Origin of the sequence: Bacillus amyloliquefaciens DSM 7 = ATCC 23350 (genome assembly GCF_000196735.1) — a bacterium.
Lineage (GTDB): Bacteria > Bacillota > Bacilli > Bacillales > Bacillaceae > Bacillus > Bacillus amyloliquefaciens.
Genome location: NC_014551.1, coordinates 2,067,279 through 2,084,740 on the forward strand (window position 1 = coordinate 2,067,279; position 17,462 = coordinate 2,084,740).

Annotated in this window: 17 protein-coding genes, 2 pseudogenes and 1 riboswitch; of the genes and pseudogenes, 7 read left to right on the top strand and 12 right to left on the bottom strand. The window is 40.1% G+C overall.

Features of this window, described 5'->3' with window-relative positions; genetic code table 11:
- Positions 1-11: 11 nt before the first annotated feature.
- The 7 genes from BAMF_RS30465 to BAMF_RS30495 all read right to left on the bottom strand — a co-directional run bounded on the left by BAMF_RS30465 (position 12) and on the right by BAMF_RS30495 (position 3,744).
- On the bottom strand, positions 12-872 hold the full coding sequence (locus tag BAMF_RS30465; RefSeq protein ID WP_013352388.1) for a DUF421 domain-containing protein: 861 nt from the start codon (positions 870-872) through the stop codon (positions 12-14).
- A gap of 29 nt (positions 873-901) precedes the next feature.
- The gene (locus BAMF_RS30470; RefSeq protein ID WP_009336483.1) at positions 902-1,108 is read right to left on the bottom strand and encodes a DUF1657 domain-containing protein; all 207 of its coding nucleotides are present in this window, start codon (positions 1,106-1,108) and stop codon (positions 902-904) included.
- A gap of 11 nt (positions 1,109-1,119) precedes the next feature.
- On the bottom strand, positions 1,120-1,470 hold the full coding sequence (spoVAE, locus tag BAMF_RS30475) for a stage V sporulation protein AE (RefSeq protein WP_013352387.1): 351 nt from the start codon (positions 1,468-1,470) through the stop codon (positions 1,120-1,122).
- The gene (gene spoVAD, locus BAMF_RS30480) at positions 1,467-2,486 is read right to left on the bottom strand and encodes a stage V sporulation protein AD (RefSeq protein WP_013352386.1); all 1,020 of its coding nucleotides are present in this window, start codon (positions 2,484-2,486) and stop codon (positions 1,467-1,469) included. Before spoVAD ends, spoVAE begins: the two co-directional genes overlap by 4 nt.
- On the bottom strand, positions 2,486-2,965 hold the full coding sequence (gene spoVAC / locus BAMF_RS30485; protein WP_013352385.1) for a stage V sporulation protein AC: 480 nt from the start codon (positions 2,963-2,965) through the stop codon (positions 2,486-2,488). Before spoVAC ends, spoVAD begins: the two co-directional genes overlap by 1 nt.
- A gap of 17 nt (positions 2,966-2,982) precedes the next feature.
- Positions 2,983-3,456 (bottom strand): YhcN/YlaJ family sporulation lipoprotein, encoded by a 474-nt coding sequence (locus tag BAMF_RS30490; protein WP_009336487.1) that lies wholly within the window; start codon positions 3,454-3,456, stop codon positions 2,983-2,985.
- Between the two features lie 81 nt (positions 3,457-3,537).
- Positions 3,538-3,744, bottom strand: a complete 207-nt coding sequence (locus tag BAMF_RS30495) for a DUF1657 domain-containing protein (RefSeq protein ID WP_013352384.1) — start codon at positions 3,742-3,744, stop codon at positions 3,538-3,540.
- A 484-nt stretch (positions 3,745-4,228) separates the two neighbouring features.
- Here BAMF_RS30495 and BAMF_RS41540 point away from each other — a divergent pair, with 484 nt between their 5' ends.
- Together BAMF_RS41540 and BAMF_RS30505 are read left to right on the top strand one after the other, a co-directional pair.
- Positions 4,229-4,369 (top strand): hypothetical protein, encoded by a 141-nt coding sequence (locus BAMF_RS41540; protein ID WP_013354185.1) that lies wholly within the window; start codon positions 4,229-4,231, stop codon positions 4,367-4,369.
- A 401-nt stretch (positions 4,370-4,770) separates the two neighbouring features.
- Positions 4,771-5,223 carry a hypothetical protein gene (locus tag BAMF_RS30505; RefSeq protein ID WP_041481646.1) on the top strand — a complete coding sequence of 151 codons (453 nt, stop codon included), beginning with the start codon at positions 4,771-4,773 and terminating at the stop codon, positions 5,221-5,223.
- Positions 5,224-5,472: 249 nt separating this feature from the next.
- On the opposite strand, the gene BAMF_RS30510 is transcribed toward BAMF_RS30505, so the two are convergent.
- Positions 5,473-6,048 carry a recombinase family protein gene (locus BAMF_RS30510; protein ID WP_001169292.1) on the bottom strand — a complete coding sequence of 192 codons (576 nt, stop codon included), beginning with the start codon at positions 6,046-6,048 and terminating at the stop codon, positions 5,473-5,475.
- Positions 6,049-6,195: 147 nt separating this feature from the next.
- Between BAMF_RS30510 and BAMF_RS30515 the strand changes: the two genes are divergently transcribed.
- Entirely contained in the window at positions 6,196-9,162 is a 2,967-nt protein-coding gene (locus BAMF_RS30515) for a Tn3 family transposase (RefSeq protein ID WP_000684982.1), read from the top strand.
- A 65-nt stretch (positions 9,163-9,227) separates the two neighbouring features.
- Here BAMF_RS30515 and BAMF_RS30520 read toward each other — a convergent pair.
- The 3 genes and pseudogenes from BAMF_RS30520 to BAMF_RS30530 all read right to left on the bottom strand — a co-directional run.
- A pseudogene (locus BAMF_RS30520) lies at positions 9,228-10,355 on the bottom strand (RbtT/DalT/CsbX family MFS transporter); the annotation flags it as partial.
- Positions 10,356-10,423: 68 nt separating this feature from the next.
- Positions 10,424-11,890, bottom strand: a complete 1,467-nt coding sequence (locus tag BAMF_RS30525) for an FGGY-family carbohydrate kinase (protein ID WP_013352496.1) — start codon at positions 11,888-11,890, stop codon at positions 10,424-10,426.
- An 18-nt stretch (positions 11,891-11,908) separates the two neighbouring features.
- Positions 11,909-12,910: pseudogene (locus BAMF_RS30530) on the bottom strand (2-hydroxyacid dehydrogenase).
- A gap of 121 nt (positions 12,911-13,031) precedes the next feature.
- A riboswitch (SAM riboswitch) is annotated at positions 13,032-13,124 on the bottom strand.
- A gap of 146 nt (positions 13,125-13,270) precedes the next feature.
- Here BAMF_RS30530 and BAMF_RS30535 point away from each other — a divergent pair.
- A complete protein-coding gene (locus BAMF_RS30535; RefSeq protein ID WP_013352498.1) occupies positions 13,271-15,325 on the top strand; it encodes a molybdopterin oxidoreductase family protein in 2,055 nt (684 codons plus the stop codon).
- 83 nt (positions 15,326-15,408) lie between these two features.
- Positions 15,409-15,693, top strand: coding sequence for a hypothetical protein (locus BAMF_RS30540; protein ID WP_013352499.1), 285 nt, complete (start codon positions 15,409-15,411; stop codon positions 15,691-15,693).
- Between the two features lie 43 nt (positions 15,694-15,736).
- Here the strand turns inward: BAMF_RS30540 and BAMF_RS30545 are convergent, their stop codons facing one another.
- Positions 15,737-15,961 (bottom strand): hypothetical protein, encoded by a 225-nt coding sequence (locus BAMF_RS30545; protein ID WP_014471891.1) that lies wholly within the window; start codon positions 15,959-15,961, stop codon positions 15,737-15,739.
- A gap of 229 nt (positions 15,962-16,190) precedes the next feature.
- Between BAMF_RS30545 and BAMF_RS30550 the strand changes: the two genes are divergently transcribed.
- Together BAMF_RS30550 and BAMF_RS30555 are read left to right on the top strand one after the other, a co-directional pair.
- The gene (locus BAMF_RS30550; RefSeq protein ID WP_013352501.1) at positions 16,191-16,769 is read left to right on the top strand and encodes a MarR family winged helix-turn-helix transcriptional regulator; all 579 of its coding nucleotides are present in this window, start codon (positions 16,191-16,193) and stop codon (positions 16,767-16,769) included.
- The gene (locus BAMF_RS30555; protein WP_014470312.1) at positions 16,762-17,046 is read left to right on the top strand and encodes a hypothetical protein; all 285 of its coding nucleotides are present in this window, start codon (positions 16,762-16,764) and stop codon (positions 17,044-17,046) included. Before BAMF_RS30550 ends, BAMF_RS30555 begins: the two co-directional genes overlap by 8 nt.
- The last annotated feature ends 416 nt before the right edge of the window (positions 17,047-17,462 follow it).

Consider the following 17,462-nt stretch of genomic DNA (forward strand, 5'->3'; position numbering starts at 1 on the left):
AAGCTAAATCCTTATCCTTTTAAAATAGGGGTCACTTTATCAATGGCTTCTTGTAATTTTTCACTGTTTAACCTATACATTTGTTTGGCGTCTTTTGATTCCGTTCCAAGAGCAAATAGTTCTAAGTCTGCTTGACATTTTTTCAAGGTTGAAAGAATTAAGGGTCTTTCTTGTGGGGGTGCGACTTGTAATTTATCGTCAAACAGATCAATCGTTAACTCTCCGTAAGAATTAACCTGTCCCAGAAATACATTTTCAATCGTTACCCCTAGTTTTTCTAATTCAGTTTGTAGCCAAGCCCGACTTCGTCCAATCGTGGCTAGTGGTTCATCCATTATTGTACCATCCATAATAATGGTCTGAGGCTCCTTGATTGAAGCAACCTTCAAGTTTATATCCTTTGCTGTTAAAGGTTGATTTTCTTTCTTTAGCATCACAGATAAATCACCTGTTGCCTCTAAAACAGCAAATTCTACATCAGAGACTTGAAAGACATCCTTCTTGCGAAGGAGATCTAACAGTTCATCTGTCGTATATCTTTCCTTTTTTAAATTATCTTCCATAATCTTCCCATCTTTGATAAATACAGTTGCTTTTCCTTCTATAAAATTGCGAAAACGTTTACTTTTTAATGAAATTAAACCAGCGAAAAAGGGAATAACCGCAAAAATGACAATTCCAATAATTCCGTGAAAAATGTTCCGTTCAAGTCCTATAGCCACTTCTGCACCAATATTCCCAATAGAAATACCGGTGACATATTCAAAGAAAGTTAGTTGGGAAATTTGCTTTTTCCCTAACCATTTTGTAATGAAAAGTAAAAGAGCAACAAATAATGCTGAGCGTACAGCTACATCTAACCATTCAGGCACTGCTTACACCTCCTGTAAATATAGTTTTTCTAGAAACCTTTGTACTGAAGTTCCTCTCCTTCTAGTTCTCCTACTCTTTTTTTTAAATCTTTTGTTACTTCGTGTACTACCATCATAGCCTCATGCAAAGTTCGCTTCGATTCATCATCAAGAGTCCGTAATGCTAAACTTGAGAGACTTGCTTCTACCCCTTTTAGACTGGCAAAACACTGTTTAACATCTGATCCTACTGTCATCCTAATTCTCCTTATCCTTTTGGCTTAAAAATTAAAGCTCCTATCATGCCGAAAACAATGGCAGCTGAAATACCAGAACTAGTTACTTCAAACATTCCTGTCAGTACCCCAACTAACCCATGTTTTTCTGCTTCCTGCATCGCACCATGAACAAGCGAATTCCCAAAATTTGTAATCGGAACGGTAGCCCCTGCCCCAGCAAAATCAATCAAAGGCTCGTATAGTCCAAATCCATCTAAAAGCGCCCCAATCACTACAAGAGCACTTAAGGTATGACCTGGTGTCAATTTAAATACATCAAACATAATTTGCCCAATGATACAAATTAAACCGCCTACGACAAAAGCCCAAAAATAGATCATGTTAATTGTTCACCTCCGTATTCAATTGACACTGCATGGGCGATACAAGGAATTGTTTCATTTTGCTGAAAGGACAACGGTGAAAGCAAAGCACCTGTAGCCACAACTAACATGCGTTTAAATTCACCATTTTTCATGCGGTTTAATAAATGCCCATAAACTACCGTTGCTGAACAGCCTGCACCGCTTGCCCCTGCAAGAACGGGTTGTCCTTCCCGATAAATCATAAGGCCACAATCTTGGTATTGTTCTTCACTAATAGGAGTTCCATGCTTTTTAAATAGATCCATGGACACTTCCTGTCCGATTTGGCCAAGGTCACCGGTTACAATTAAATCGTAATAAGATGGCTCAACATTTCGTTCCTTTAAATGGGCTTCAATGGTATCAACCGCAGCTGGCGCCATAGCTCCTCCCATGTTAAATGGATCTGTCAATCCCATATCGATTACACGACCAATTGTGGCAGATGTGACATGAGGTCCTTCCCCAGAATCACTTAATAGGGCTGCACCTGCACCAGTAACCGTCCATTGTGCCGTAGGTGGCTTTTGTCCACCATACTCAGTTGGATACCGAAATTGTTTTTCAACAGCTGTATCATGACTGGAAGCTCCTGTTAACAAATATTTCGCTCCTTTTGTATTTACAATATAAGCACCTAGAGCCAGTCCTTCCATCGAGGTAGAGCAAGCACCGAATAAGCCAAAATAAGGCGCTCCAATCGTTCTGCTAGCGAAACTTGTTGGGGTGATTTGATTGATTAAGTCCCCAGCTAGGATAAATTGAACTTGATCCTTTTGTATGCCCCCTTTTTCCATGGCTTTTTGGCAAGCCTCTTCAAAAAGGATTTTATGTGCTTTCTCATAGGAATCCTGCCCAAGCCATAAATCAGCATGAAGAGTATCGAAATCATCTGGGATAGCACCATTGGCTTCAAATGGTCCACCAACGGTTCCAGTGGAGATAATGACAGGCTTTTGTTCGAAGATCCATGTACGATGACCTGCTAGCATTATAAACCACCCCACTGGATTAAAGTGGTTTTAATTAAGGCAATGACAAAAGCAGAAAAAACACCAAATAAAATAACCGCCCCCGCTAATTTAAATATGTTGCCACCTACGCCCAGTACAAATCCTTCGCTTCGATGCTCAATGGCAGGCGATATAACCGCATTGCCAAAACCTGTTACAGGTACAGCTGTTCCAGCCCCACCAAATTGGGCCATTCGATCATATACGCCAAAACCAGTAAGAAGCATTGTAATAAAAATTAACGTACCCACCGTCGGATTTCCGGCCGTTTGCTCAGTAAAATCGAAATAATAAATGTAAAAGTCTGAAATAAGCTGACCAATCAAACAAATAAGTCCACCGATTAAAAAGGCCTTAATACAATTTTTAACAACCGGTCTTTTGATCTCTCGTTGTTTTTGCAATTTTTGATATTCCTGTTGCACAGGAGTAAGTTGTTTCTTTTGATTGTTAGACATAACTCGATCCTTCCTCTTTAGGTTTGTTCCTTCATAAGACTTTTCAGTTTGTTCAAATCATTTTTTAAGTTCTTCTTATTCATATCGTTTTTTTTCAGTCTTTGCTCGACCTTTTCAAGTTCCCAGAATATTTTTTTATCAGTCGAAACAAAAACTTTATAGTCGGGATATTTTTTTTCTAAGTCGGATTTTACTGACTTCTCGATACTCTTTAATCGAAATCGATCAAAATTCTCAACTTTAATCGCTGCCATAAGCTCTTTATCAGTATTCACAGCTTTTACGTCTGTAATATCTTCCTTGGCAATTATCTTTTCTTTCGCATGATTGGCAACGGATTGATCAATTGGCTTACTTGTATGTACTTGCGAAATACCAAAAGTACTATTACCTTGAATAAATTCATTTTGATTACCATTACATCCTGATGCGAAACCAATGACCATTATAATAAAAAGTAGGTTTTTCAATGTGGTTATTTTATCTTTCAAAAAAATCACCTCCATGTTTTTCCATTATTTGAACAGCTGAAAAAGGTTGGTTAAGAGGCCAACCTTTTTTCGCCTTACTAATTACTGTTGTTTGTATTGAGGTTCTTCTTGTTCGATTTGTTGAACACGTGGTTCAATGCTGTCTACAACGGATTGGGTTTGCTTAGCTGCATCTTGGTAAAGTTGCTTAGCTTGTTGATTATCTGTACTAAGAGCAAATGTTTCAAAACTTGCTTGAGCACTTTTCAATCCTGCTAGAGCTGTTTTAACGTCATTTATTACTGTCATGATAATTTCCTCCTTCTTGAATTTTTTTTTACTCTTTTATTTTGCTTTATGGAGAATTTTTTATTCAATGATTTTTGGGAAATTTAAATCTAAATTATTTTTGACGTATAGCTCCATTTTTTCGATAATAACCCCTTTTCCATATCCCCATCATTTCTTCTATTTCTCGTTGACAGCAATAGCTCTTATAACTTTTCATTTTTTCTTTTCTCAACTTCAATTTCTTTTACACCCCTACCTTTATAAAATAAGATGATTGTATTTCCTGAAAGGACTAATATTTTTCCCATTTTTCGGATATTGTCCCAAAGTTTTAAGAGTTTCTCCCTCTTAATCATCCTATTTATGGGTATTTAACATTGAAAATGTAATAACAAAGATAAACGCATGCATTTGTCGCCGTATTAAGGTTTGTCTAATACATAAAAAGGAACTGTTTTGTTATTAAACATCAAATTTTTCATACATTTTAGAAGGTGAAAAAATGACAACAAAACAAAAAAGGAAATCCTTTCAACGTTTAACGTTAAAACCAAAAAAGGACATTGAAGAAATAAAACTTGGGATTAAACTGGGAGAAAAAAAGGAAACCAAAAATCCGAGATTGGGCGAAAGAGATGTATAGCTATATTTGATGGGGATTAATACAGAATTACAGGTAGGTGACATTGTCAAATTAAAAGTTGAAGATGTGAAAGGGAAAAATTCTTTTATATTCTGGAAGGCAAGACAACAAAAAACAGAAAGTAAATATTAGTATGCTATCTAATAGAATTGATAAAAAAATTGGATACATAATTGTTTCAAACTGGTAGAGACCATATGTATGAGCAGCAATTAATGTTCCATATTTTTCGTGGGTCAGGCAAACTCTTGTTCATCTAGACAGTAGGCTGATTGATTATTGATGCTTCTTTCTTAACAAAACACCTAAGTGATTCTCTGTGCATATACTGTATCATTACTACAGGATTATGATTAAATACAACTCAATCCATACATAAAATAATCAAGGAGAGGTTAATTTTGAAAATTCCAAAGACAGCCAAAGTTAGTATCCCCTTTCCATCCGTATGGGGGATTGATGCTTCTATTGCGGGGAGATCCATTATTAGAGGTATACTTACCATTGATTCCATTGTAGACAACAAAGTAGTAGGTACAGTTAATTTTCGTGGTATACCTATTCCGATTAATGGGTATTGGGACGAAAGCGCTAAACAAATAAGTTTCGATTCACCATATGCCTCCTTTTTTGGCAACTTGACAATAATTGATGAGACCGCTATAAGCATTCGGCATTTCATTTTAAGTGGACGGTTTATAATGAAACCTCCCTCTTTGCTGGCTGGTGAATACGGAAATTGGATTGCTACAACCTTTACAACCCGTTTGGGACCTCCCATATATACTAATGTTTTACCACCTGCTGGTGCCTTTACAGTCTCAAGTATGCTCTTGGGACAGCAATTGTTTTAATTAGACCATGACTTTATAAAAACAACCTTCCTTTGTGACTAAGGTTGTTTTTTAAAAGTGTTCTCGAAAAATACAGCCTTGCTTTAAATCTGAGTTTAGCGTATATCTCCGTTAAAATGTACTCGGAACCCTTTGATGATCGTGCCTAGTTAGATAAACAAATATTGATACTTCCTTATAGAAATAGCCTGCTTGGTTAGGTACGTTGTTTCACAATCCCCGGAAATTTTTAATATAAGTAATGAATGCTTATTTTTTTCCTTCCGATAGCTTTCTATATAAAGAAGCTCTAGATACATTTGTAATTTCACAAATTTGATTTACAGTCATATTTCCTTCTTTATATAGCTTTACTGCATAATTCATTCCTGCGTGATTTTTATGATATTTCTTTAACCGTCCTTTAAACTTCCCTTCTTTCTTTGCGAGCTCAATTCCTTCACGCTGACGCATACGAATAAGGTCTCGCTCTAATTGGTTAACACCAGCCATTACCGTAATTAAGAATTGGCTATATGGATTATCTTCTGATAAATCTAGCCATGTATCCTTAAGTGATTTTAAGCTTGCCTTTTTATTTCGTATTAAATCAATCAATTCAAATAAATCTTGCGTACTTCGAGTGATCCGAGTTAAATCTGTAACATAAATAATGTCACCTTCCTGTAAATCCTCTAACATTTTTTGAAGTTGTTCACGATCTTTTGTGGCTCCTGAAATTTTTTCTTCATAAATAATATCCATTCCAATTTCGTTCAATTGCCGAAATTGCCTTGAAGGATTTTGGCTAGTCGAACTGACGCGTACATAACCGATTTTCTGCAAAATTTCACCTCGTTTTTGAGACAAGTCTTATGAGACACTCTTAACTATGATTTTATCAGTCTACTATACTTGTATCAATAGAGTACACTCTATTTATATATAATTGAACTAATTAACTGAATAATTATGGAAATGGGATGATACTGAATGAAAATTGCGAGAGGTAGAGAATTGCTTACACTGGAACAGAGGCAGGATTTTATGCAAATCCCTGAAGATGAATGGATATTGGGGACCTACTTCACTTTTTCCAAACGGGATTTAGAAATAGTTAATAAGCGAAGGAGAGAAGAAAACCGTTTAGGGTTTGCTGTTCAATTAGCTGTTCTTCGGTATCCCGGTTGGCCATACACTCATATCAAAAGCATCCCGGAATCAGTCATACATTATATATCGAAACAAATCGGTGCCACTCCATCTTCGATTAGTCTTTATCCTCAAAGAGAAAATACACTTTGGGATCATTTGAAAGAACTTCGAAGTGAATACGACTTTGTAACTTTTACTCTAAGAGAATATCGAATAGCATTTAAGCATCTTCATCAATTAGCTTTTGAAAATGGCGATGCCATACATCTACTACATGAATGTATAGATTTTCTAAGAAAAAACAAAATCATACTGCCTGCTATTACTACACTTGAAAGAATGGTGTGGGAGGCAAGGGCAATGGCTGAAAAGAAACTGTTTAATACTGTTAGTCAATCTCTTACAAATGAACAAAAAGGAAAGCTTGAAGAGATCATTACTTCGCAGCATCCATCCGAATCCAATAAAACGATATTGGGTTGGTTAAAGGAACCGCCGGGTCATCCTTCACCCGAAACATTTCTAAAAGTAATAGAACGACTCGAATACATACGAGGAATGGAATTAGAAACGGTACAAATTAGTCATTTGCATCGCAATCGCCTGTTTCAACTATCTCGCTTAGGCTCAAGATATGAGCCATATGCATTCCGTGACTTTCAAGAAAATAAGCGATATTCGATATTAACCGTCTATTTATTACATCTTACTCAAGAGTTAACGGATAAAGCTTTTGAAATTCATGATAGACAAATACTTAGTCTGTTATCAAAAGGCCGTAAGGCTCAAGAGGAAATTCAGAAACAAAACGGTAAAAAGCTGAATGAGAAAGTTATACACTTTACGAACATCGGACAAGCTTTAATCAAAGCAAAAAAGGAAAAATTAGACGTTTTTGAGGTTTTAGAATCCGTTATCGAATGGAATTCTTTTGTCTCTTCGGTCGAAGAAGCTCAGGAGCTTGCACGCCCTGACGACTATGATTATTTAGACTTACTGCAAAAACGATTTTATTCACTTAGAAAATATACGCCAACGCTATTAAGGGTATTGGAATTTCATTCTACAAAAGCAAATGAGCCACTTTTACAAGCTGTTGAGATTATCCGTGGAATGAACGAATCCGGAAAGCGAAAAGTGCCTGATAACTCACCTGTGGATTTTATTTCAAAACGTTGGAAAAAGCATTTATACGAGGATGATGGTACAACAATCAATCGTCATTACTATGAAATGGCTGTTTTAACAGAACTTCGGGAGCATGTTAGGGCAGGAGATGTTTCCATTGTTGGCAGCAGACAATATAGAGACTTTGAAGAATATTTGTTTTCAGAAGATACATGGAATCAAACGAAGGAGAATACAAGATTATCAGTTAGTTTATCATTCGAGGATTATATGACGGAGAGAACCAGCAGCCTTAACAAAAGGTTAAAGTGGTTAGCTACCAATTCCAACAAGTTAGACGGGGTTTCTCTTGAAAAAGGAAAGCTGTCAATTGAACGCTTAGAAAAAGATGTTCCAGAAGAAGCAAAAAAATTTAGCGCAAGCCTGTATCAGATGCTACCAAGAATAAAATTAACCGATTTACTGATGGATATTGCTTATATAACAGGATTTCATGAGCAATTTATTCATGCTTCCAATAATCGAAAACCGGATAAAGAAGAAACAATTATTATTATGGCTGCTCTTTTAGGAATGGGAATGAATATTGGTTTAAGCAAAATGGCTGAAGCAACACCCGGACTTACATATAAGCAATTGGCCAATGTATCACAATGGCGCATGTATGAAGATGCAATGAATAAAGCCCAAGCCGTATTAGTAAATTTTCATCACAAATTGCAATTGTCCTCCTATTGGGGAGACGGTACAACATCCTCGTCCGATGGTATGAGAATGCAGATAGGCGTTTCATCGCTACATGCAGATGCAAACCCACATTATGGAACTGGAAAAGGAGCCACCATCTATCGTTTTACAAGTGATCAATTTTCTTCTTATTACACAAAGATTATTCATACTAATTCAAGGGATGCGATTCATGTTTTGGATGGTTTGTTACACCATGAGACGGATCTAAATATAGTAGAGCATTATACAGACACGGCTGGTTACACAGACCAAATATTCGGACTGACCCATTTATTAGGATTTAAATTTGCTCCAAGAATACGAGATTTATCAGACTCGAAATTATTTACAATAGATAAGGCAAGTGAGTATCCAAAATTAGAAGTCATTTTACGTGGACAAATAAATACAAAGGTCATTAAAGAGAATTATGAGGATGTTTTGCGATTAGCTCATTCTATAAGGGAAGGAACAGTTTCAGCATCCCTTATTATGGGGAAATTAGGTTCTTATTCAAGACAAAACAGCTTGGCTACAGCCTTACGTGAGATGGGCCGAATAGAAAAAACGATCTTTATTTTGAATTATATTTCGGATGAATCATTAAGAAGAAAAATACAAAAAGGATTGAATAAAGGAGAAGCCATGAATGGACTGGCAAGAGCTATTTTCTTCGGAAAACAAGGAGAGCTTAGGGAACGAACCATACAGCATCAATTGCAAAGAGCCAGTGCCTTAAACATCATTATCAATGCCATCAGTATCTGGAATACTTTACATCTAACAAAGGCAGTTGAATATCAAAAACGGTCAGGTAGTTTTAATGAAGAATTATTGCACCATATGTCACCTCTAGGTTGGGAACATATTAATTTACTTGGAGAATACCATTTTAATTCGGAGAAAATGGTCTCGTTAGATTCTTTAAGACCCTTGAAACTTTCTTAACGTTGTTAAAACTGGGGGAATAGTCGGGGAAATGGGCTTAGCGTTGTAAATCAGCATTTTCCTGACTGTACCCCGACAAGACCGATAAATGCCCAAGCCAGCGCCGGGCCGACAAACGCTGACAGGCCGGCAGCCAGATTTAATACAGACATGGCCGCCCCCTTATCTTGGCCAGCTGCTGTCGGGACAATGGCTCCAATCGGAACGAACCCGGCAAGAAGGCCTCCCCAAATGAAGCCGATAATGCTGACGAAAAGCAAGTTCCCATGTGATATAACAGGAGCGTAATATAATAAAAGGGTAAAAATGCCGCAGCTCACTCCTCCGAACCACATGACGGTCTTTTTCCAGCCGAATGCATCGCCGACTGCACCGAATATTAAGTTAAAGACGATATTGCCTAGAAAAATCGTTCCCCATATCTGCAGCCATACATTTGTAGAGATACCGTGCTGTGCCATATGCATGGGGAGAAATACCGGAAATCCGTATGTTCCGATGCTGTTGATGATCCGAATAATACCCCCTGAGAGCACACGCGGATTTTCAGCAAGAATGGTGATTCCCTTCATTAATTCCTGCGCCTTTTCCTGCTTATCTGCTTTTTTCTTTTCAAAGCGGTCCCTATTTAAAATCAATGCAAAAAACGCGCCGAGGCATACCCAGAAAATCGAACTCCAAAGGGTATTCAAATAGCCGAATGATTTGATCGCCCAGCTTGAATACCAGGCTCCAAACACAAACATGCCGCAGCAATAAGCAATCCAGAACCAGCCGACCGCCGTACTGAGCTTGTTTTTCGGCGACCGGTAAATCACCCAAGTCAAAAAAGAATAGGCAAACAGCGGATACCCCAGCCCTTTAATAAAATACGTGACATACATCACCGGCAAATTAAGATATTCAAATCCGTATGCGATAAACGCGGCTGTTCCGATGACGTAAAATAACAGCCCCATAAACATCGTCCGCTTTGCCCCGAAGGCTTCGAGGCAGACGCCTGAAAACCAAGACGCTGCTGCAAGAGAAATACCGTAAACCGTAAACAGGGACGCTGATTGCTGAACCGTCAAGCCGTTTTCAACTAAAAACGGACTGAGCCAGCCTTGCTCAAGGCCGTCTCCCATCATAAACAGCACCACTCCCAAAAACCCCCAGGTAAGCTGTTTCGGAATTCCTATTTTATTAAGCATTTTTTGTTCCTCCTCTGCAGACTTTCATGTTGTCATTAATTCATTCAGAAATATATCCCAGCCCCGAGTCAGGCTTTCACCGCCGGCTGAAAATGCGTAAATAACCTTTGCGTATGTTTCCATTCTTCATATAGGAAGAGATCCGTCTGATCCGATTCCGGTTCAATAACTTTTGTGTTACTCGAAAGCTCTTCTTTCACACCGAGAGCCTCGTTGCAAATCACCGCCGCCCCCATCACGGATGCCTGACTGAAGCCTTCTCTCTTATAAATCTTCTTTTGCAGAAGGTTAGCAAGAAACTGTGTCAATGCATCACTTTGGAAACCGCCGCCGCATACTTTCACATCATTCTGTGAAAAGGAAGTTACCTCTGTTAACGCCTCATAGTTCCATTTGATTGAAAAAGCAATTTCCAGCAGTGCTGCTTTGACAAAATGCGCTCTGCTTAAATTTTGAGACAGCGGGGCGTCAAAGATAAATCCGCCTTTTGCAAGTGCGTTTTTCTCAGGCGATAAATAGGAGCCTAGCGCAGAAACACAGGCATGATCATATTTCGGCAGCTTTGCGATTTCCCGTTCCATGACGCCGTAGGATTCATTCGGATAAAAAATGGATTTTAATTTTTGATAATTGAGCCCGGTTACACCCGGATTTGTCTCAAGAAGCCATTGACCTTCTTCTGTGTGGCAATTCAGCCATGCTTTCTCTAAACTTTCAGTTCCGGCCTCTGCCGTTATCTTTGTAATCGGCGTTGTCGTGCCGGATATGATGACGATATCCCCCGGCTTTGCATCCGCACTTTTGATGGCAAGCTGTGTGTCTCCCCCGCCTGCAATCACAGGCACTCTTTCAGAAAGACCGAGAACCGCAGCTTTCTTAAACGTTAACATTCCGACAACCGTCCCGGATCGGACGAGTGAAGGCAGAATGGAAGAAGGAACACCGAAGATATTGCATAATTTTTCTGACCACGCTTTTTTCCTTACGTCAAACAGCAGCGTTTCGGCAGCCTGTGACGGCTCATAGCTCAAAATTCCGCTTAGCTCAAATGTCACCCAGTCACTGATGCTCGTGATATACGTCACTTCTTTCCATAATGACGGCTGTCTTTCTTTTAATCCGACAAGTTTCATTGCGGAAAATAAAGCGCTCGGGAGACGTCCGGTTTGCTGATGCACTTCATCTTTTAACTCAATTCCGCTTTCCCATTCGCGCCCTCTGTTATCAATATTGGGCAGACCGAGAAATGCTTTTTTATCTTTATTGATCAGAACAACTCCCTGCCTCTGGCTTGTTGAGGTAATTCCGATTAATGTAATATGAGGACTTTTGGCAATAACCGTCCTTGCCATCGCGCTGATTTTCGTCCATATTCTTTCCGGCGAGAAATAGCGGCCGTCTGGATAAAGCGGATCTGTCACATATTCAATGTCTTCCCTTTCAAGTGCGGTCACTTCGCCGCCGGCAGTCACAACCGCGACTCGCGCATTCCCCGTCCCGATGTCAAATACAAGGTAGCCTTTTTGTCCAGCCATTACAGCTTCCTCCTTTTCCTATCCCTTTGTTTCAAGTTCTCTTTTGTTATAAAGTTCACGTATTGAGCAGGTTTGATCTTTTTTCCATTTGAAAAGCGCTTCATTTAAAATCCTCACATGATGATCCTCCACTTCAAATGGTGCCCCCGCTAAATGGGGAGTCGCTAACACATTCGGCAAAGAAATGATTTCATAATCAGAAGATTCAGGCGGTTCGTGATAAAATACATCAAGGATCGCTCCTTTAATCCGCCGTTCTTTCAGCACCCGCAACAGCTCTTCTCTGTCTGTTACCGCCGCTCTTGACGTATTGACAAAAACAGCTTCTTGTTTCATCAATTGAAAGTGCTTGGCGCCGATAAGGCCGATGGTTTCTTCTGTGCGCGGCAAGTGAACGGAAACAATATCACTTTCAGAAAATACCCGTTCCATCGTCGTTTTTTCATACTCCCGGTTTTCATGATTGACAAATGGGTCATAGTACAGCACCTTACAGTCAAAGGCGGCCAATAGCCGGGCGATTCTCTGTCCAACAGCTCCGAAACCGATAAGACCGACTGTTTTTCCCGTCAGCTCATTTCCTCTGAATTTGACGTAAGCCTGCAAATAATCACCATTCCATTTCCCATCCTTCAGCCACTGATGGGAAGAATACGTATGACGCAAAAATGAAATCACATTTCCGATAAACAGTTCAGCAACGGCCTGGGCATTTCGGGCCGGTGTAAAGAAAACAGGAATCTTTCTTTTAGTCGCCGCCTCAATATCCACATTAGACGGCATCCCTCTGCAGACGCCGATAAAAGCGGAATCCGGCAATATGTCAATGACACGCTCAGATACCTCATCAAGTTCAGTAATAAGGCCCGCCGCATTTGTCTCTTGGATCATCCGAATTAATTCGTCTTCCCGATAAGCCCGGCCGTGCTTCTACCACGGCCTGTGCACAGTCCGGCCGAACAGCTCTGTCAGCTCCTTCAGCCCCTCGTCGTGATATGGTGCGGTAATTACAACCGTCATGGTGCAAAACATCCTTTTCACATAAATTTTTTCACAAAAAAATCTCTTTCCCCGAAGAAGGAAAGAGATTCATATACCGTCTTTATCCGCTTGAAGCGTACAAATATGTATAGATCATTCTTTCCTATCTTTCAAGCGTACGCTTGCTGGAATTGGCACAATAAATGTTGCCGAGGTTTCATAGGGCCAGTCCCTCCACCTCTCTTGATAGAAAATAAAATGATGAAATTGTCAGGCTGTTTAAAAGAATAAACCCATCATAGAAAAGTCTTTCCTGGATGTCAACACTTTTTTCAGAATTGACGTTCGATTTTGAAATGTTATAATGCTTACAATATAAAAAAAGAGGAGAAATGGGCTATGAATTCTGCAGCAGAACAGCCAAACGGGGTCTTTAAGTCGGTATGCTCACTGGACTGTCCCGATCAATGCGGTTTGCTTGTGACAAAAAAAGACGGAAAAATCGTTAAAATTCAGGGAGACCCAGATCACCCTGTCACATCAGGAAACATATGCAACAAAGTCAGACACATGGCTGAGCGCATTTATGATGAGAAGCGGTTAACCGCTCCGTTAAAGCGGATTGGTGAAAAAGGCGAAGCAAAGTTTGCGCCTATTTCTTGGGAGGAAGCGATCAATACGATCAGTGCGCGCTGGAAAGAGCTGATTGCCGAAGAAGGAGCAGAAAGCATTCTTCCGTACAGCTTTTACGGCAATATGGGAAAACTGGCTGCAGAGGGAATGGACCGCCGTTTTTTCCATCGTCTCGGGGCGAGTCATCTTGAACGTACGATCTGCAGCAAAGCCGGATCTGAAGGCTATAACTATACAATGGGAGAAGGCGCGGGTACTGATCCTGAGGAGACCATCCATGCAAAGCTCTTTATTTTTTGGGGAATCAATGCTGTCAGCACAAATATGCACCAAGTCATGATTGCTCAAAAAGCCCGGAAAAAAGGAGCTAAAATTGTCGTTATCGATGTACATAAGAATCAAACCGGCCGGCTTGCCGATTGGTTTATTCCCATTCGTCCCGGCACAGATGCCGCACTCGCTCTCGGTATCATGCATGTCTTATTCGATGAGAACCTTCACGATGAAGCATTTCTCACAGAATACACCGAAGGCAGCGAAGAATTAAAAGCGCATATCAAACAGTATGATCCGGAAACGGTTTCTGTTATTACAGGCGTTAAAGCCGACAATATCAGACGTCTTGCGAGAATGTACGGTGAAGCCTCCCCTTCCCTTATCAGGATCGGAAACGGCATTCAGCATCATGACAACGGCGGAATGATCGTCCGCACCGTTGCCTGTCTTCCGGCTGTAACAGGACAATGGCTCAACACCGGGGGAGGCGCAATCAAACATAACAGTGCGGTATTAAACTATAACAGACAGGCGCTCCAGCGTCCTGATCTGCTATACGGCAGAAAGCCAAGATCATTTAATATGAACAGGCTCGGAAGCGTTCTTTTAGAAACAAATCCGCCCGTGCGCTCCCTGTTTATTTACGGCACCAATCCCGCAGTGGTTGCCCCGGAAGCGAATAAAGTCAGAAAAGGCCTGCTGCGGGAGGATTTATTTACAATCGTTCATGATTTATTTTTAACGGAAACCGCCAAATATGCGGATATTGTGCTCCCTGCTGCATCTGCTTTTGAAAGTACGGATTTTTACACGTCTTACTGGCATCATTTTATTCAGCTGCAAAAACCGGTGATCGAACCGTATGGAGACAGCAAATCGAATACAGAAGTGTTCCGTTTGCTTGCCGGGGCGATGGGCTTTACCGAGCGGGAGCTTCAGGATTCTGATGAAGAATTAATCAGACAGGCGCTGGACTGTCCCGACAACCCGTATATCGAGGATATTGATTACGATTCGCTCTCACGCCATTCCTTTATGAGAGCCAAACGGAAAAAACCGCTTTTCCCGGGCAAGCTCAAGACACCAAGCGGAAAAATTGAATTATATTCTGAAAAGATGAAACAGGAAGGTTATCCGGCGCTGCCGACGCACAGTCCTCTGAAGAGCGATGACGATTTTCCGTTTCTATTTGTTCCGGGACCGAATCATAATTTCTTAAATTCAACGTTTTCGAATAATGAAAAACACGTAAAACTGGAAAAGGCGCCAAAGCTTTTTATTCATACAGAAGATGCTGCCCGCCTAGACATAGAAGACGGAGAAACTGTAAGAGTTTGGAACCACCGCGGTGAATGTGAATTGACAGCTTCCGTCGGCGAACAAGTCCTTCCCGGCGTTGCAGTCAGCCAAGGTCTTTGGGCCGACATGGATGATAAAAAACAGCTGGTCAATTCGCTCACCCCCGATCGGCTGGCGGATATGGGCGGAGGCGCTGTTTTCTTCTCCGGAAAGGTGCAGATCGAAAAGCTCGGAAAGCAAAAATAAGCTCCCCCGGTCTTACTGAAGGTGAATCTTTTCGGCGGTTTTGACCGTATAAAACATGATAACTTTTATTGGAGGTTTGCTGTATGGATATATTTACCGGCATCGGCATCGCTTTAGCCGGATATTTCATAGGAGACGGATTAAAAAACTTTAAATCACCTGATTCTCATGAACACACTGACCAAATTCTTATTAAGGAAAAAGATCTGCACTTCTATATTGGCCATTATTTAGGAGTTACAAAGGAAGAAGCGAAACAAATCGTGCCTGACACTTCCGGCATTCCGCACATTACCAGAAACGGAAAGCGGTATGTACAAAAGACTGCATTAAGAGAATGGCTGACTACTATGCTGGAAAAAGATTAACACCTGCCACGAAAAGCGGGAAGAGTTCTTCTCTTCCCGTTCATTAAGACATGCCGCCCTTTTTCTCCTCAACCCCAAACATACACCGGATATCGTCCTTATTTAAGGAAACATTCCCTTCTTTTGATTTCAAATAAAACCCTTTCTTGTATAATCGTAAGATCTCACCATATGAAAGCTCATGACGAAGAAGCGCCATCAAACGCCCGTCTTTTTCATCCTGTTTATTGAACCATTCATACTGTTCTGACCAGTTCACTTTCTGCATGTCAAACACCTTCTCACTTTGGATTCAGCTTTGAGTCCTCTACTATTTCTCTTACCTGTGATATCTTTGTTTCCTAATAAAGTATCCTTCAAACTTTTCCAAGGGTTTTGCATCCCTCTCCCCTGTGAAAACAAACCGTAAATCCCTATTAGTCACCATGTTGACTTATTTTCTATTTCGATGTATATTATAACTGTCAACAAGGTGACAATTTAGATTGGAGATAACTATGGATATTAATTTACTAATGAAGGAACTGCATTTTATGCAACAAAGTTACGCATCATTATTTTCGGTTGTCAATAAGGTGCAAACTCGGGGGGACGAATACTTAGAAGCGTTGACTTCCCGACAGCACATGACTCTTATTGCTATTGCCCATTTACCGACGGAAGATACCACACTTATGAATATCGCTAAAAAGCTGGGCACAACAAAACAAACCGCTAACAAATTAATTTCAAGCCTCGCGAAAAAAGGATATGTTCACACTTTGCCAAGCAAACTGGATAAACGTTCAATCAATATTGAAATTACCCCTGAAGGAAAAAAAGCGTTAATTTCCTACACAGAAAAATCCACCTATTTTTTAGCGGATATGTTTCATGACTTCACAACTGATGAAATTGAAACATTCTGGAGGCTGCTGCAAAAACTTTATCGTTTTGATGGTGAAGAACAGGTTGGTTTTGAAGAAAAAGCACATTTACAAGTTAAAGATCAGGCACAATTCATCTCAGATGGCTATGAAGAAAAAATCATGGCTGAATTTTCAAAACGGCGATATGGGAGTGCAGACGGTGAATAATATGCTTTATCGAAAAGTAAAAGAGACAGAGGATAAGATGAAGGAAAAAAGCGATGAGCTGAAAGATAAAATCTATCAATTTATTTCTCATGCCAAATATAAAATTCATTGCAAACGTAAACTGAACCGAGCCGGCAATTATATATCAATTGCCATTGGACTCTTTATCCTAACTGCCTCATGGCTGACTGCAGCACAATGGCTACTTTGGATAGGAGTGGCAAGTATTTTGAGTAATACTTGTATGCTCATTATTAATCCGGTTAGAAAAATGTGATTTTTGTGGTGACATATTTTGTCGCTTGCAGTATGACTTAATAGCTGTTTTAAAGTAATCATCTTTTGAATCCATTCGTAAATCCCTCCTTCGTTTCTCTGACCAGAACACATATCCACATTTTGACGCACTTTGTTTTTACTGACCGAACGGTGTCGCAATATACGGCATCCCATTCCGTTACTCCATCATTACTTTCGGGTATATCTGACTGAACGATTCGTGCACCCTTTGCCATTATACGAGTGGACAGTAGCACTGAATCAAATTGAGTTGGTTCGAAAGAATGTTACGATCCTTTTACGCCTCCCAATTTGGGGTGGTTGATTCTGATAGGAATAACGTTCCGATCAACTTTGTCCTGGACTGAACATTGTTCGTTTCAGCTGATCGAAACATTACTTACCTCAGGTTGT

Bases quoted from the DNA above. Each gene is read 5' to 3' on its own strand.
- BAMF_RS30470 (WP_009336483.1), bottom strand. From the start codon at position 1,108: ATGACAGTAGGATCAGATGTTAAACAGTGTTTTGCCAGTCTAAAAGGG.
- spoVAE (WP_013352387.1), bottom strand. From the start codon at position 1,470: ATGATCTATTTTTGGGCTTTTGTCGTAGGCGGTTTAATTTGTATCATT.
- spoVAD (WP_013352386.1), bottom strand. From the start codon at position 2,486: ATGCTAGCAGGTCATCGTACATGGATCTTCGAACAAAAGCCTGTCATT.
- spoVAC (WP_013352385.1), bottom strand. From the start codon at position 2,965: ATGTCTAACAATCAAAAGAAACAACTTACTCCTGTGCAACAGGAATAT.
- BAMF_RS30495 (WP_013352384.1), bottom strand. From the start codon at position 3,744: ATGACAGTAATAAATGACGTTAAAACAGCTCTAGCAGGATTGAAAAGT.
- BAMF_RS41540 (WP_013354185.1), top strand. From the start codon at position 4,229: ATGACAACAAAACAAAAAAGGAAATCCTTTCAACGTTTAACGTTAAAA.
- BAMF_RS30515 (WP_000684982.1), top strand. From the start codon at position 6,196: ATGAAAATTGCGAGAGGTAGAGAATTGCTTACACTGGAACAGAGGCAG.
- BAMF_RS30525 (WP_013352496.1), bottom strand. From the start codon at position 11,890: ATGGCTGGACAAAAAGGCTACCTTGTATTTGACATCGGGACGGGGAAT.
- BAMF_RS30535 (WP_013352498.1), top strand. From the start codon at position 13,271: ATGAATTCTGCAGCAGAACAGCCAAACGGGGTCTTTAAGTCGGTATGC.
- BAMF_RS30540 (WP_013352499.1), top strand. From the start codon at position 15,409: ATGGATATATTTACCGGCATCGGCATCGCTTTAGCCGGATATTTCATA.
- BAMF_RS30545 (WP_014471891.1), bottom strand. From the start codon at position 15,961: ATGCAGAAAGTGAACTGGTCAGAACAGTATGAATGGTTCAATAAACAG.
- BAMF_RS30550 (WP_013352501.1), top strand. From the start codon at position 16,191: ATGGATATTAATTTACTAATGAAGGAACTGCATTTTATGCAACAAAGT.